Annotated in this window: 24 protein-coding genes; 1 reads left to right on the forward strand and 23 read right to left on the reverse strand. The window is 60.5% G+C overall.

What is annotated here, in order from left to right:
• Positions 1–61 precede the first annotated feature (61 nt).
• The 22 genes from ACFVSI_RS07960 to rpsJ form a co-directional block, all read right to left on the reverse strand.
• Complete coding sequence (locus ACFVSI_RS07960) at positions 62–631, reverse strand: adenylate kinase (RefSeq protein WP_174754477.1); 570 nt, start codon at positions 629–631, stop codon at positions 62–64.
• A 5-nt stretch (positions 632–636) separates the two neighbouring features.
• Positions 637–1,947: a preprotein translocase subunit SecY gene (gene secY, locus ACFVSI_RS07965; protein ID WP_144659427.1), complete on the reverse strand. Its 1,311-nt coding sequence runs from the start codon at positions 1,945–1,947 to the stop codon at positions 637–639.
• Between the two features lie 187 nt (positions 1,948–2,134).
• Complete coding sequence (gene rplO / locus ACFVSI_RS07970) at positions 2,135–2,617, reverse strand: 50S ribosomal protein L15 (RefSeq protein ID WP_387821696.1); 483 nt, start codon at positions 2,615–2,617, stop codon at positions 2,135–2,137.
• A complete protein-coding gene (gene rpmD, locus ACFVSI_RS07975; protein ID WP_144659425.1) occupies positions 2,617–2,823 on the reverse strand; it encodes a 50S ribosomal protein L30 in 207 nt (68 codons plus the stop codon). The genes rplO and rpmD overlap by 1 nt, the downstream gene beginning before the upstream one ends.
• A gap of 2 nt (positions 2,824–2,825) precedes the next feature.
• Entirely contained in the window at positions 2,826–3,497 is a 672-nt protein-coding gene (rpsE, locus tag ACFVSI_RS07980; protein WP_186313505.1) for a 30S ribosomal protein S5, read from the reverse strand.
• Between the two features lie 29 nt (positions 3,498–3,526).
• Positions 3,527–3,910: a 50S ribosomal protein L18 gene (gene rplR, locus ACFVSI_RS07985; protein WP_144659423.1), complete on the reverse strand. Its 384-nt coding sequence runs from the start codon at positions 3,908–3,910 to the stop codon at positions 3,527–3,529.
• Positions 3,911–3,913: 3 nt separating this feature from the next.
• Positions 3,914–4,450, reverse strand: coding sequence for a 50S ribosomal protein L6 (gene rplF, locus ACFVSI_RS07990; protein WP_144659422.1), 537 nt, complete (start codon positions 4,448–4,450; stop codon positions 3,914–3,916).
• A gap of 18 nt (positions 4,451–4,468) precedes the next feature.
• Positions 4,469–4,867: a 30S ribosomal protein S8 gene (rpsH, locus tag ACFVSI_RS07995; protein ID WP_003803767.1), complete on the reverse strand. Its 399-nt coding sequence runs from the start codon at positions 4,865–4,867 to the stop codon at positions 4,469–4,471.
• 78 nt (positions 4,868–4,945) lie between these two features.
• Positions 4,946–5,524, reverse strand: coding sequence for a 50S ribosomal protein L5 (gene rplE, locus ACFVSI_RS08000; protein ID WP_144659421.1), 579 nt, complete (start codon positions 5,522–5,524; stop codon positions 4,946–4,948).
• The gene (gene rplX, locus ACFVSI_RS08005; RefSeq protein ID WP_144659420.1) at positions 5,524–5,883 is read right to left on the reverse strand and encodes a 50S ribosomal protein L24; all 360 of its coding nucleotides are present in this window, start codon (positions 5,881–5,883) and stop codon (positions 5,524–5,526) included. The genes rplE and rplX overlap by 1 nt, the downstream gene beginning before the upstream one ends.
• Before the next feature lie 3 nt (positions 5,884–5,886).
• Positions 5,887–6,255, reverse strand: coding sequence for a 50S ribosomal protein L14 (gene rplN / locus ACFVSI_RS08010; protein WP_003803789.1), 369 nt, complete (start codon positions 6,253–6,255; stop codon positions 5,887–5,889).
• Between the two features lie 353 nt (positions 6,256–6,608).
• Positions 6,609–6,905 carry a 30S ribosomal protein S17 gene (gene rpsQ / locus ACFVSI_RS08015; RefSeq protein WP_144659419.1) on the reverse strand — a complete coding sequence of 99 codons (297 nt, stop codon included), beginning with the start codon at positions 6,903–6,905 and terminating at the stop codon, positions 6,609–6,611.
• Positions 6,902–7,222 (reverse strand): 50S ribosomal protein L29, encoded by a 321-nt coding sequence (rpmC, locus tag ACFVSI_RS08020; protein WP_014922387.1) that lies wholly within the window; start codon positions 7,220–7,222, stop codon positions 6,902–6,904. The genes rpsQ and rpmC overlap by 4 nt, the downstream gene beginning before the upstream one ends.
• A 2-nt stretch (positions 7,223–7,224) precedes the next feature.
• Positions 7,225–7,641, reverse strand: coding sequence for a 50S ribosomal protein L16 (rplP, locus tag ACFVSI_RS08025; RefSeq protein WP_076801229.1), 417 nt, complete (start codon positions 7,639–7,641; stop codon positions 7,225–7,227).
• Complete coding sequence (rpsC, locus tag ACFVSI_RS08030) at positions 7,642–8,463, reverse strand: 30S ribosomal protein S3 (RefSeq protein ID WP_011775589.1); 822 nt, start codon at positions 8,461–8,463, stop codon at positions 7,642–7,644.
• Positions 8,464–8,829, reverse strand: coding sequence for a 50S ribosomal protein L22 (rplV, locus tag ACFVSI_RS08035; RefSeq protein WP_018776683.1), 366 nt, complete (start codon positions 8,827–8,829; stop codon positions 8,464–8,466).
• Positions 8,830–8,868: 39 nt separating this feature from the next.
• Positions 8,869–9,150: a 30S ribosomal protein S19 gene (gene rpsS / locus ACFVSI_RS08040; protein WP_011775591.1), complete on the reverse strand. Its 282-nt coding sequence runs from the start codon at positions 9,148–9,150 to the stop codon at positions 8,869–8,871.
• A gap of 12 nt (positions 9,151–9,162) precedes the next feature.
• The gene (gene rplB, locus ACFVSI_RS08045; protein WP_021472409.1) at positions 9,163–10,002 is read right to left on the reverse strand and encodes a 50S ribosomal protein L2; all 840 of its coding nucleotides are present in this window, start codon (positions 10,000–10,002) and stop codon (positions 9,163–9,165) included.
• Between the two features lie 29 nt (positions 10,003–10,031).
• A complete protein-coding gene (rplW, locus tag ACFVSI_RS08050) occupies positions 10,032–10,337 on the reverse strand; it encodes a 50S ribosomal protein L23 (protein ID WP_011775593.1) in 306 nt (101 codons plus the stop codon).
• Positions 10,334–10,951, reverse strand: a complete 618-nt coding sequence (rplD, locus tag ACFVSI_RS08055) for a 50S ribosomal protein L4 (RefSeq protein ID WP_018776684.1) — start codon at positions 10,949–10,951, stop codon at positions 10,334–10,336. Before rplD ends, rplW begins: the two co-directional genes overlap by 4 nt.
• Before the next feature lie 4 nt (positions 10,952–10,955).
• Complete coding sequence (gene rplC, locus ACFVSI_RS08060) at positions 10,956–11,606, reverse strand: 50S ribosomal protein L3 (RefSeq protein ID WP_144659417.1); 651 nt, start codon at positions 11,604–11,606, stop codon at positions 10,956–10,958.
• A gap of 17 nt (positions 11,607–11,623) precedes the next feature.
• Positions 11,624–11,932 (reverse strand): 30S ribosomal protein S10, encoded by a 309-nt coding sequence (gene rpsJ / locus ACFVSI_RS08065; RefSeq protein WP_003803825.1) that lies wholly within the window; start codon positions 11,930–11,932, stop codon positions 11,624–11,626.
• Positions 11,933–12,315: 383 nt separating this feature from the next.
• On the opposite strand from rpsJ, the gene ACFVSI_RS08070 reads away from it, so the two are divergent.
• On the forward strand, positions 12,316–13,749 hold the full coding sequence (locus ACFVSI_RS08070; RefSeq protein WP_387821706.1) for a GH1 family beta-glucosidase: 1,434 nt from the start codon (positions 12,316–12,318) through the stop codon (positions 13,747–13,749).
• Positions 13,750–13,804: 55 nt separating this feature from the next.
• Here ACFVSI_RS08070 and ACFVSI_RS08075 read toward each other — a convergent pair whose 3' ends face one another.
• A complete protein-coding gene (locus tag ACFVSI_RS08075; protein ID WP_281450706.1) occupies positions 13,805–13,930 on the reverse strand; it encodes a hypothetical protein in 126 nt (41 codons plus the stop codon).
• Positions 13,931–13,958 lie beyond the last annotated feature (28 nt).

The raw sequence follows: 13,958 nt of genomic DNA on the forward strand, positions 1-13,958 counted from the left end.
CACCTTATGGTACGGGACACACCCTTCGTTCAAGCTCCGGTCGCCCGGCTATGTGGAAAGCCTAGACAGCCTTGGCCGACTCGATGGCCGTGAGCACGCGGTCGGTAACTTCATCGATACCGCCGATGCCATCCACCTGGGTGAGGATTCCACGTTCGGCATACTTCGCCACCACGGCTTCGGTCTGCTCGTGGTAGAGGTCAAGACGGTGACGGATCACGGTCTCGTTGTCGTCCGAGCGGCCTGTTTCCTTGGCGCGGCCAAGCAGCCGTGCAACCAGTTCTTCGTCGTCGGCAGTCAGCTGGAGCACGACGTCGAGCTCCTGCTCACCCTCAGCGAGGATCTGGTCAAGGTAGTCAACCTGCGCAGTGGTGCGCGGGTAACCGTCCAAGAGGAAGCCATTTTCGACATCGCTCTGGCTCAGGCGGTCGCGAACCATGTTGTTCGTGACGCTGTCCGGAACAAAGTCGCCGGCATCCATGTACTTCTTTGCTTCAATGCCCAAAGGGGTTTCGCCCTTTACGTTGGCACGGAAGATGTCGCCCGTGGAGATGGCGACTACGCCGAGGCGCTCGGAAATACGCTCAGCCTGTGTACCCTTACCCGAACCGGGAGGTCCAATGATCAGCATTCTCGTCATCGCAAAAGCCCTTCGTAGTGACGTTGTTGTAGCTGCGCATCAATCTGCTTGACGGTCTCCAAGCCAACACCCACCATGATCAGGATTGAGGTGCCACCGAACGGGAAGTTCTGGTTGGCATTGATCAGGACGAGTGCAACCAGCGGAATCAACGCCACGAAGCCCAGGTAGAGGGCTCCAGGCAAAGTAATCCTGGAGAGCACGTACTGCAGGTAGTCCGCGGTCGGTTTACCCGCCCGGATGCCCGGAATGAACCCGCCGTACTTCTTCATGTTGTCCGACACTTCTTCAGGGTTGAAGGTGATGGCCACGTAGAAGTAGGTGAAGAACACAATCATGGCGAAGTAAAGCGCCATGTAAATGGGATGGTCGCCACGGGTGAGGTTGTTGTTGATCCACTCAACCCATGGAGCCATCTGCTCCCCTGGCTTCGGCTGGTTGAACTGCGAAATCAAGCCGGGCAGGTAGAGCATGGAGGAAGCGAAGATGACAGGCACGACGCCGGCCATGTTCACCTTGATGGGGATGTAGGTACTGGTTCCGCCAACGGTGCGTCGGCCGATCATGCGCTTGGCGTACTGCACCGGAACCCGGCGCTGGGACTGCTCAACGAAGACCACGAGGGCCACGGTAAGAAGACCGATGGCCAGAACGATGAAGAACGTGCCCGGGCCCTTGGTCTCCCAGATGGAGCCCAGCGAACGGGGGAAGCCGGCTGCGATGGAGGTGAAGATCAACAGGGACATTCCGTTGCCGACACCGCGCTCGGTGACAAGCTCACCCATCCACATGATCAGACCGGTGCCGGCCGTCAGCGTGATGATGATCAGGAGGGTGGTGATGATGCTCTCATCGGGGATGATCGGCAGGTTACAGCCGGGAAGCAGCTGCCCGGACCGCGCCAAGGACACCAAAGTGGTGGCGTTCAGCAGGCCCAGGGCAATGGTGAGGTACCGGGTGTACTGCGTCAGCTTGGACTGTCCCGAGGAACCCTCTTCGTAGAGCTGCTGGAACCGGGGAATAACCACCCGGAGCAACTGCACGATGATGCTCGCCGTGATGTAGGGCATGATGCCCAGGGCGAAGATCGAGACCTGCAGCAACGCGCCGCCGCTGAACAAGTTCACCAACTGGTAAATGCCCTGCGAGGTGTCACCGTTGTTCAAGCATTGCTGGACATTCTGGTAGTTCACACCAGGCGAGGGGATGAAAGCTCCCAAGCGGAAGATTGTGATGATTCCCAGCGTGAACAACAACTTGCGTCGCAAATCAGGCGTCCGAAACGCCCGGCCGAATGCGCTTAGCAAGCGTCCTCCTGAGTAGAAAGTACAAGGATGTGGTCGGGCTCAATGAAACCCAACAACCGAGTCTAACTGCTTGTGACGCCGTCGTAATAATCGAGAGTCCACAACCACGAAAAAAATCCCGGTATCCGGGGCCGAAGCCCCGCATACCGGGATTCTTTATGACAGCGGGCTGATGCCCCACACACCCTTAGAGAGTGGTGGTGGATCCGCCTGCTGCAGCGATCTTTTCCGAAGCGCTGGAGGAGAAAGCGTGGACGGTGACGTCGACCTTGACGGTGATGTCGCCGGTGCCAAGCACCTTCACGGGCTGGTTCTTGCGAACGGCGCCCTTTTCAACCAGTGATTCAACGGTGACGGTGCCACCTTCCGGGAAGAGCTCGTTGAGCTTCTCCAGGTTAACAACCTGGAACTCAACCCGGAACGGGTTCTTGAAGCCGCGCAGCTTCGGCAGGCGCATGTGCAGCGGCAGCTGGCCGCCGGCAAAGCCAGCCTTTACCTGGTAGCGGGCCTTCGTACCCTTGGTACCGCGACCAGCGGTCTTACCCTTGGAGCCTTCACCACGACCAACACGGGTCTTGGCGGTCTTGGCACCCGGGGCGGGACGCAGGTGGTGGACCTTCAGAGCGTTCTGCTTCTCAGCAGTCTCTGCGGCGGTCTGGTTCTCTGCCATTACTTCGCCTCCTCTACATTCACGAGGTGCGGAACCGTGTTCAGGTAGCCGACGGTTACAGCATCAGCGGTACGGACAACGGTGTGTCCGATGCGCTTCAGGCCGAGGGACCGAAGGGTAGCGATCTGGTTCTGCTTGGCGCCGATGACGCCCTTGATCTGGGTGATCTCCAACTTGGCGTCGGAGGGAGTCAGGTTCTTAGCCATGACTAAACACCTGCCTTCTGGTTCTGGAGCGCGCGCACCAGAGCAGCAGGAGCAACCTCGTCCAGCGGCAGGCCACGGCGGGCAGCCACGGAAGCGGGCTCTTCGAGCTGCTTCAGAGCGTCAACGGTCGCGTGAACGATGTTGATCGCGTTGGAAGAACCGAGCGACTTGGAGAGGATGTCGTGGATACCCACGCACTCCAATACCGCGCGGACCGGACCACCGGCGATAACACCGGTACCGGCGGAAGCCGGACGCAGCAGGACAACGCCTGCAGCAGCCTCACCCTGCACGCGGTGCGGGATGGTGTTGCCAACGCGGGGAACGCGGAAGAAGGACTTCTTGGCCTCTTCTACGCCCTTTGCGATAGCAGCGGGAACTTCCTTGGCCTTGCCGTAGCCAACGCCGACCAGACCGTTGCCGTCACCGACGACGACCAGAGCGGTGAAGCTGAAGCGACGACCACCCTTGACCACCTTGGCAACGCGGTTGATGGTGACAACGCGCTCTACGAACTGGCTCTTCTCGGCTTCACGACCGCCGTCGCGGCCACCACGGCCACCACGGTCGCCGCGGCCCTGGCCACGGTCGCCACGCTCGCCACGACGTCCGCCGCGGCGGTCATCGGTAGCGGGTGCGGTCTCAGTTGCTTCAGCAGCTACAGCTTCAGTCACCTGAATGTCCTTTTCGTTATTTTCAACGGTCACAGTGCCAGCCCACCTTCGCGAGCACCGTCAGCGACGGCGGCGATGCGGCCGTGGTACTTGTTACCGCCACGGTCGAAGACAACAGCCTCGACGCCTGCAGCCTTTGCGCGCTCTGCAACGAGCTCGCCAACGCGCTTGGCCTTGGCCGTCTTGTCTGCGTCAAGTGCGCGAAGGTCAGCTTCCAAAGTGGAAGCGTAAGCCACGGTTACACCCTTGCTGTCATCGACAACCTGGACGAAGATGTGGCGTGCCGAACGGTTTACGACCAGACGAGGACGTACAGCCGTACCGCTGATGCGCTTGCGAATACGAAGCTGGCGACGGTTGCGTGCAGCCGACTTGCTCTTGTTCGTACGCTTCTTGTTAATTGCGATGGCCATGGTTTACTTACCAGCCTTTCCGACCTTGCGGCGGATGACTTCGCCGGCGTAACGGACACCCTTGCCCTTGTAGGGGTCGGGCTTGCGCAGCTTGCGAATGTTGGCAGCAACCTCGCCGACCTGCTGCTTGTTGATACCCGCAACAGAGAGCTTGGTCGGACCCTCTACTACGAAGGTGATGCCTTCGGGCGCAGAGACGTTGACCGGGTGGCTGAAGCCCAGAGCGAACTCCAGGTCAGAACCCTTGGCCTGAACGCGGTAACCGGTACCGACGATTTCAAGCTTCTTCTCGTAGCCCTCGGTAACGCCCTGGATCATGTTGGCGATCAGGGTGCGGGTCAGGCCGTGCAGCGAACGCGAGTTGCGCTCGTCGTTCGGGCGGGTGACCGTGAGAGTGTTCTCTTCCAGGGAGACCTCGATCGGGCTGGCAACAGTGTGGCTCAGCTCGCCCTTGGAACCCTTGACGCTGATGACGGAGCCATCGAGCTTGACCTCAACTCCGGCAGGAACGGTGATGGGGAGACGTCCAATACGTGACATTATTCTCTTCCTTTCCCGTTACCAGACGTACGCGAGGACTTCGCCGCCCACGCCCTTCTTACCGGCCTGCTTGTCAGTCAGGAGGCCGGAAGAGGTGGACAGGATTGCGATACCCAGGCCACCCAGCACGTGAGGCAGGTTGGTGGACTTCGCGTAAACGCGGAGACCCGGCTTGGAGATGCGGCGGACGCCAGCGATGGAACGCTCGCGGTTCGGACCGAACTTCAGGTCGATGGTCAGCTTCTTGCCAACCTCGGCGTCCTCTTCCTTCCAGCCGGCAATGAAGCCTTCAGCCTTGAGGATGTCGGCAACGCGTGCCTTCAGTTTGCTGTACGGCATGGACACGGAGTCGTGGTATGCCGAGTTTGCATTGCGCAGACGCGTGAGCATGTCTGCGACAGGATCTGTCATAGTCATTTGGGCTATAGCCCTTCCTCGTACCGGTTTCCGCTGCGCGTGTTCTTACGAACCTGCGCGGACGGACCTGTCACGTAGTTAGTTTTCGGTCTTGAACGGGAAACCAAGCGCCTTGAGCAGCGCGCGGCCTTCGTCGTCGGTCTTGGCGGTGGTTACAACCGTGATGTCCATACCGCGAACGCGGTCGATGGAGTCCTGGTCGATTTCGTGGAACATAACCTGCTCGGTCAGACCGAAGGTGTAGTTGCCGTTACCGTCGAACTGCTTGCCGTTGAGGCCGCGGAAGTCACGGATACGCGGCAGAGCCAGCGAAACCAGACGGTCCACGAATTCCCACATGCGGTCTCCACGCAGAGTTGCGTGTGCACCGATCGGCATGCCTTCGCGCAGCTTGAACTGTGCGATCGACTTGCGGGCCTTGGTTACCTGCGGCTTCTGGCCGGTGATCAGGGTGAGGTCGCGGACAGCGCCGTCGATCAGCTTGGAGTCCTTGGCGGCATCTCCAACACCCATGTTCACTACAACCTTCACCAGGCGGGGAACCTGGTTCACGTTCGCGTAGTTGAATTCGTCCTGCAGTGACTTCTTGATGGTCTCTGCGTACTTCGTCTTCAGACGCGGAACGATCTTCACTGGAGTCTCGAGAGTCTCAGTCATTAGATGTCCTTCCCGGTGGCCTTGGACACGCGGATGCGAACGGTCTTGGTGCGACCGTCCTTCTCAACGGTGTCGAGACGGAAACCAACACGGGTCGGCTTCTTGGTCGACGGGTCTACCAGAGCAACGTTGGAGACGTGGATCGGGGCTTCAACAACCTCGATGCCGCCGGTCTTGGTGCCGCGCTGCGACTGTCCAACCTTGGTGTGCTTGGTGACGCGGTTGATTCCCTCTACCAGCACGCGGTTGGTGTCGGGGAATACGCGCAGGACCTTGCCCTGCTTGCCGCGGTCGCCGCCGCGTTCCTGCTTGGCGCCGGTGATGACCTGAACGAGGTCACCCTTCTTGATCTTAGCCATGGACTAGAGCACCTCCGGGGCCAGCGAAACGATCTTCATGAACTTCTTGTCGCGAAGTTCACGACCAACCGGGCCGAAGATACGGGTACCGCGGGGGTCACCGTCGTTCTTCAGGATCACAGCTGCGTTCTCGTCAAACTTGATGTAGGAACCATCCGCACGGCGGCGTTCCTTCTTGGTACGAACGATGACGGCCTTGACGACGTCACCCTTCTTTACGTTTCCGCCAGGGATAGCGTCCTTGACGGTGGCGACGATGACGTCACCGATGCCTGCGTAGCGACGGCCGGATCCACCGAGAACGCGAATGGTAAGGATTTCCTTAGCACCCGTGTTGTCGGCGACCTTCAGTCGCGACTCCTGCTGAATCAATTTCTACTCCTTGCGTCGCGCCGGTTCTCAGACCGAAATCATGCATACGGAATGAGCCTTGCGGAACGGTTGATCGGGGTGTCTCTTGACCTGCCTGGATTTTGCCAGAACAGGCCTAAACGCCCGTGCCACGAGCATCAGCTTCCCTTGCAGAAAACTCTGCGCGGGGCAGTATGCAGCGGCACGATTGTTTACGAGGTGGTTGACGACGCACTAATGGCGCCATACAAACTCAATATCCTAGCACGTTTTCGGCCTTCGACCGAAACGGGCAGGAACGCGGAAAGGTCCGCATTCCGTCAGGAATGCGGACCTTTCCAGTGAATCCATGCCGGGCGGGCCCGGCGTCGGATTTACTTGGCCTTTTCGAGGATCTCCACCAGGCGGAACCGCTTGGTAGCGGACAGCGGGCGGGTCTCGGCGATCAGAACGAGGTCGCCGATGCCGGCGGTGTTCTGCTCGTCGTGAGCCTTGATCTTCGAGGTGCGGCGAATAACCTTGCCGTACAGAGCGTGCTTCACGCGGTCTTCAACCTCGACAACGATGGTCTTTTCCATCTTGTCGGAGACAACGTAGCCGCGACGCGTCTTACGGTAACCGCGCTGTTCAGCGCTGGCTGCTGCTTCCGTCACGTTTTCCTTCTCGCTCACTTGGCGTCCTCTCCAGCTTCAACCTCGGCCTTTTCAGCCTTGGCAGCCTTCTTGGACTTCTTTTCTTCCTTGGCTTCCACAACCGGTGCGGCAACCTCGGCACGAATGCCCAGCTCGCGCTCACGGAGAACGGTGTAGATGCGTGCGATGTCCTTCTTTACCGCGCGCAGGCGACCGTGGTTCTCCAGCTGTCCGGTGGCGGACTGGAAACGCAGGTTGAACAGCTCTTCCTTGGACTTGCGGAGTTCTTCAACGAGACGCTCGTTGTCGAAACCGTCCAGCTGTGCGGGTGCGAGATCCTTCGACCCTACTGCCATTTCTATTCACCACCTTCGCGACGCACAATGCGTGCCTTCAACGGCAGCTTGTGGATTGCCAGGCGCAGGGCCTCGCGAGCTACCTCTTCATTGACACCGGAGAGTTCGAAGAGAACCCGACCCGGCTTGACGTTTGCGACCCACCATTCCGGAGAACCCTTACCGGAACCCATACGGGTTTCAGCAGGCTTCTTCGTCAGCGGACGGTCCGGGTAGATGTTGATCCAGACCTTACCGCCACGCTTGATGTGGCGGGTCATCGCGATACGAGCGGACTCGATCTGACGGTTGGTAACGTATGCCGGGCTCAGGGCCTGGATACCGAACTCACCGAAGCTGACCTTGGTGCCGCCCGTAGCGGCGCCGGAACGACCCGGGTGGTGCTGCTTACGGTGCTTGACTCGACGTGGGATAAGCATTTAAGCCTGTCCTCCTTCTGCTGCCGGAGCAGCAGCTTCAGCGGCCGGTGCTTCAACGGCAGCAGGTGCTGCCTCAGCTGCCGGACGGTCGTTACGACGACGGCGGTCGCCACCCGGGCGGCCCGGACGGTCTCCTGCACGGCCACGGGACGGAGCAGCAGCTGCCTGCTGGGCCAGTTCCTTGGCGGTTACGTCACCCTTGTAGATCCAGACCTTCACACCGATGCGGCCGAAGGTGGTCTTGGCTTCGTAGAAGCCGTAGTCGATGTTCGCGCGGAGGGTGTGCAGGGGCACACGGCCTTCGCGGTAGAACTCCGAGCGGGACATTTCTGCGCCACCCAGACGGCCCGAGCAAGCAACACGGATGCCCTTGGCACCCGCACGCTGTGCGGACTGCATTGCCTTCTTCATCGCACGGCGGAAAGCCACGCGGGAAGTCAGCTGCTCAGCGATGCCCTGGGCAACAAGCTGTGCTTCCATCTCGGGGTTCTTGACCTCGAGGATGTTCAGCTGGACCTGCTTGCCGGTGAGCTTTTCGAGCTCGCCGCGGATGCGGTCTGCTTCGGCGCCGCGGCGGCCGATAACGATACCCGGGCGTGCCGTGTGGATGTCCACGCGGACACGGTCACGGGTGCGCTCGATCTCGACCTTGGCGATGCCGGCGCGCTCCATGCCGGTGGACATGAGCTGACGGATCTTGATGTCCTCGCGGACGAAGTCCTTGTAGCGCTGTCCGGGCTTGGTGCTGTCAGCGAACCAGTGCGAAACGTGGTCGGTGGTGATGCCGAGTCGGAACCCGTGCGGGTTTACTTTCTGTCCCACTTAGCGAGCCTCCTCTTTCTCCGGGGTTGCCACGACCAAAGTGATGTGGCTGGTCCGCTTCCTGATGCGGTAGGCGCGGCCCTGGGCACGCGGCTGGAACCGCTTCATGGTCGGGCCTTCGTCAACGAATGCTTCGCTGATGAACAGGTCGCTGTCGTCGAATGCAACGCCGTCACGGTCCGCGAGGACGCGTGCGTTGGCCATTGCCGACTGAAGTACCTTGAATACCGGCTCCGAAGCTGCCTGGGGGGCAAACTTCAGAATTGCCAGAGCCTCATTCGCTTGCTTACCACGAACAAGGTTGACGACGCGCCGGGCCTTCATAGGCGTTACGCGGATGTGACGCGCAATAGCCTTGGCTTCCATTGCTTTCCTTCTCTCGTCTAAGACGTAAAGTCAGGCGCCTTAGCGGCGCTTGCCCTTACGGTCGTCCTTAACATGGCCGCGGAATGTCCGCGTGGGAGCGAATTCGCCGAGCTTGTGCCCGACCATCGACTCAGTGACAAACACCGGGATGTGCTTGCGTCCGTCGTGTACGGCGATCGTGTGCCCGAGCATGTCGGGGATGATCATCGAACGACGGGACCAGGTCTTGATGACGTTCTTGGTGCCCTTATCGTTTTCCCGTGCGACCTTCACAAAGAGGTGCTGGTCAACGAAAGGACCTTTTTTCAGGCTGCGTGGCATGTGTCCAGGCTCCTATCGCTTGTTCTTGCCAGTACGGCGGCGACGAACAATAAGCTTGTCGCTCTCTTTGTTCGGACGGCGGGTACGGCCCTCGGGCTTGCCGTTCGGGTTAACCGGGTGACGTCCACCGGAAGTCTTACCTTCACCACCACCGTGCGGGTGGTCAACCGGGTTCATGGCTACACCACGGACGGTCGGGCGAACGCCCTTCCAGCGCATACGGCCGGCCTTGCCCCAGTTGATGTTCGACTGCTCGGCGTTGCCAACCTCGCCGACGGTTGCGCGGCAGCGCACGTCAACGTTGCGGATTTCACCGGAGGGCAGACGCAGCTGGGCGAAACGGCCTTCCTTGGCGACGAGCTGTACCGAAGCACCTGCGGAACGGGCCATCTTGGCGCCGCCACCCGGACGCAGTTCAACTGCGTGGATTACGGTACCAACCGGGATGTTGCGCAGCGGCAGGTTGTTGCCCGGCTTGATGTCAGCGTCGGGGCCAGCCTCGACGAAGTCACCCTGGGACAGCTTGTTGGGGGCGATGATGTAACGCTTGGTGCCATCAACGTAGTGCAGGAGAGCGATACGTGCCGTACGGTTCGGATCGTACTCAATTTCGGCTACGCGGGCGTTGATGCCGTCCTTGTCGTGACGACGGAAGTCGATCAGACGGTACTGGCGCTTGTGCCCACCACCCTTGTGACGGGTGGTGATCTTACCGGTGTTGTTACGGCCGCCGGTCTTGTGCAGCGGACGCAGCAACGACTTTTCCGGAGTCGATCGCGTGATTTCAGCAAAGTCGGCTACGCTCGAGCCGCGACGGCCCGGGGTAGTCGGCTTGTATTTACGGATTCCCATAATTTATTTCCTCGTTAAAGTGGTCTCCGCTACGCGAGCGGACCGCCGAAGATGTCGATTGTGCCTTCTTTGAGGGTGACAATCGCACGCTTGGTGCTCTTGCGCTGTCCCCAGCCGAATTTGGTGCGCTTGCGCTTACCGGCACGGTTGATGGTGTTGATCGAGTCAACTTTGACCGAGAAGATCTTCTCAACGGCCAGCTTGATCTCGGTCTTGTTCGAGCGAGGGTCCACCAGGAAGGTGTACTTGCCTTCGTCGATCAGACCGTAGCTCTTTTCCGAAACGACGGGTGCAAGCACGACGTCGCGCGGATCCTTGATGGTGGTTACGCTCACTTGGAGGCCTCCTCGTTCTTTGCCTTGTCAGCGACGAACGCCTCGAAAGCAGCCTTGGTGAAGACCACGTCGTCGGAGATGAGCACGTCGTAGGTGTTCAGCTGGTCTGCGTACAGAACGTGAACATCCTGGAGGTTGCGCACCGACAGTGCAGCAACATCGTTGGCGCGCTCGATAACGACGAGCAGGTTCTTGCGCTCGGTGACGGAGCGCAGCGAAGCCAGTGCGTCCTTGGCGGACGGCTTGGTGCCGGCGACCAGTTCAGCGATGACGTGGATGCGGCCGTTGCGGGCGCGGTCAGACAGGGCACCGCGGAGTGCAGCAGCCTTCATCTTCTTGGGGGTGCGCTGGCTGTAGTCACGAGGTGTCGGACCGTGGACAACGCCACCACCGGTCATGTGAGGAGCACGGATGGAACCCTGACGGGCGCGGCCGGTGCCCTTCTGCTTGAACGGCTTGCGACCTGCACCGGAAACCTCAGCGCGGGTCTTCGTCTTGTGGGTACCCTGGCGTGCAGCAGCGAGCTGTGCGACGACGACCTGGTGCAGCAGCGGCACGTTGGTCTGGACGTCGAAGATCTCTGCAGGCAGGTCAACCTTGACAGTGCTAGTCATTGAACTAGGCTCCCTTCACGGCGGAACGTACGAGTACGACCTGGCCGCGGGCGCCGGGGACGGCACCCTTGATAAGGAGCAGCGACTTCTCAACGTCAACAGCGTGAACCGTGAGGTTCAGCGTGGTGTGACGCTCGGCGCCCATGCGGCCGGCCATTTTCAGGCCCTTGAAGACGCGGCTCGGGGTGGATGCGCCACCGATGGAGCCAGGCTTACGGTGGTTCTTGTGGGCACCGTGGGAAGCGCCAACACCGGAGAAGCCGTGACGCTTCATAACACCGGCGAAGCCCTTACCCTTGGAGGTGCCGACGACGTCGATCTTCTGGCCGGCTTCGAAGATCTCAACAGAGAGCTCCTGGCCCAGCTCGTAGGATGCGGCGTCTGCGGTACGCAGTTCGACGACGTGGCGGCGAGGGGTAACGCCAGCCTTTTCAAAGTGACCAGCCAGCGGCTTGGTGACCTTGCGGGGGTCGATCTGGCCGTAGCCGATCTGGACGGCGACATAGCCATCGACGTCTGCGTTGCGCAGCTGCGTGATGACGTTGGAGTCAGCCTGGACGACAGTTACCGGGATGAGCTTGTTGTTCTCGTCCCAGACCTGGGTCATGCCGAGCTTCGTGCCCAGCAGGCCCTTTACGTTACGGGTTGCGGTCATAGTCTCTCAGCACCTCCCTAGAGCTTGATTTCGATGTTCACGTCTGCAGGCAGGTCGAGACGCATAAGCGAGTCAACGGCCTTCGGCGTGGGGTCGATGATGTCGATCAGACGCTTGTGAGTACGCATTTCGAAGTGCTCACGGCTGTCCTTGTACTTGTGAGGAGAGCGAATAACGCAGTAAACGTTCTTCTCCGTGGGCAGCGGCACCGGGCCGACTACCGTTGCGCCTGCGCGCGTGACCGTCTCAACGATCTTCCGCGCTGAAACATCAATGACCTCGTGGTCATATGACTTCAGCCGGATGCGGATTTTTTGTCCCGCCATGTCGCCTGACTCTCTTTCAGCTAGTGCTGCTCTAGTTAGGGCTGCTCTGTTTACTTACCTGTTGATGTGGCCGCCGAGGCGTTTGAGGTATTACCACCACACGCCGCACAAGCTGAATCCGGAAATTCCGGGTTCCTCAACCTGCCGGCGCACCGACCCCCGCGGTCGGGCGTGTCGCGATTTCAACGCAGACTCGACCGCATTCCATGGGGTTCAGGGTTATGTTTGGGCTTCAACCTGGACCCTGGCACCCGGCATTATCCGGATCGGGACACGAAGAAGCGCTTGAACAACTCATCCAGTATGGCGGAAATCCGGAGCAAAGGCCAATCGGGGCCGGAATGGCCATTGCCCGACCCCTGCCGACTGGGGATGATGGTGGCATGTCCGTGCAGGATTCAGGCTCAGTGGAAGATCTCGCTGCACGCTTGCGGCCGGGTTTCAGGCTGGGAGTCGCAACTGCAGCCTTCCAGATCGAAGGTTCCCTCACGGCCGATGGACGCGGCCCCTCCGGTTGGGATGCGTTCGCGGAAAAGCCAGGAGCAATAGTCGACGGCGGCTCCCCCGCCGTTGCGTGCGACCACTACAACCGCGCTGATGAGGACATAGCCCTCATGCAGGAGCTGGGGGTGGACTCCTATCGCCTCTCGCTTTCCTGGCCAAGGATCCAGCCGGACGGCCAAGGTGCCGTCAACCAGCGCGGCCTGGACTTCTACGACCGCTTGCTGGACAAGCTCCTGGCGGCGGGGATCTCCCCCATGGTAACGCTTTATCACTGGGATACCCCGCTCCCCCTTGAGCATGCGGGCGGCTGGATGAACCGGGACACTTCCCAGCGGCTTGCAGACTATGCCGCTATCGCCGCCCGTCACTTCGGAGACCGCGTCGATCATTGGGTCACTGTCAACGAACCCGTTTCAGTGACCCTGCAAGGCTACGCGTTGGGGGCGCACGCCCCTGGTCGCCAACTCCTGTTTGACTGCCTCCCTGCAGCACATCACCAGTTGTTGGGCCATGGGCTGGCCGTCAAGGCACTCCGGGCAGAAGGGGTCAAAGGAGAGATCGGGCTGTCCAACATGCACTCCCCGGTGCGGCCGGCGAGCAGCCGCCTGTCGGACCGCCTGATGGCCGAGGCGCTGGACCTGATACTGAACCGTATATACGCCGACGCAGTCCTCCTGGGCCAATACCCCAAGCCGTCACTTCCCCTGTGGCCCTGGTTCCGCTCTTTGGGTCCCGTACTTGATGGCGACCTTGAGACCATCAGCCAGCCCCTGGATTTCTATGGACTGAACTATTACTACCCCATCAAAGTGGCCTCCGGCAGGGGGCCTGCCGAGATACCCACGGGGCAGGCCGAAGAGATGGGCAATGTCCCCTTCCACCTGGCCGCGTACCAGGAATACGAAACCACCGGTTTTGGTTGGCCCGAGGCACCTGAGCAACTTGCCACGGTGCTCCAGGAAATGAAGCAGCGGTATGGCTCAGCCCTGCCGCCTGTCTACATAACCGAAGGAGGCGCCAGCTTTCCGGAGCCGGCCCACGTGGACGGCGCGATCCAGGACACCAACCGCATCACTTATCTGGCTGAGCACCTTGGACACGCCGTGACGGCGGCCGGCCCGGGGGGCGTGGCTGAAGGGGTGGATCTGCGCGGATACTACGTGTGGACCCTGCTGGACAATTTTGAGTGGGCAGCGGGCTACTCGCAGCGGTTCGGCTTGGTCCATGTGGACTTCGAGACGCTGGAACGGACTCCGAAGGAGTCGTTCTACTGGTTCCGGGCTTTGGCACACGCACGAAGAAACGGGATGTAGCGCAGATAGGTTAAATCTCTCCCCGGTTACGCAGGGCGGCTGACCGAACCGGAAGCTACTGGTTCTTGTTGGCCCGGCGGATGCGCTTGGCCCTGTCGATCTCTTGCCGGAAGTTCTTGCGTCCCCACAGCACCGCACCACCAATAGCAGCTATGACTGCCAGGAAAATCAGGAATTCCATGCCGCGCTCCTCTCCTTGAACTGCAAGC

The sequence above is a fragment of the Paenarthrobacter sp. NPDC057981 genome (assembly GCF_042886835.1).
Classification (GTDB): domain Bacteria; phylum Actinomycetota; class Actinomycetes; order Actinomycetales; family Micrococcaceae; genus Arthrobacter.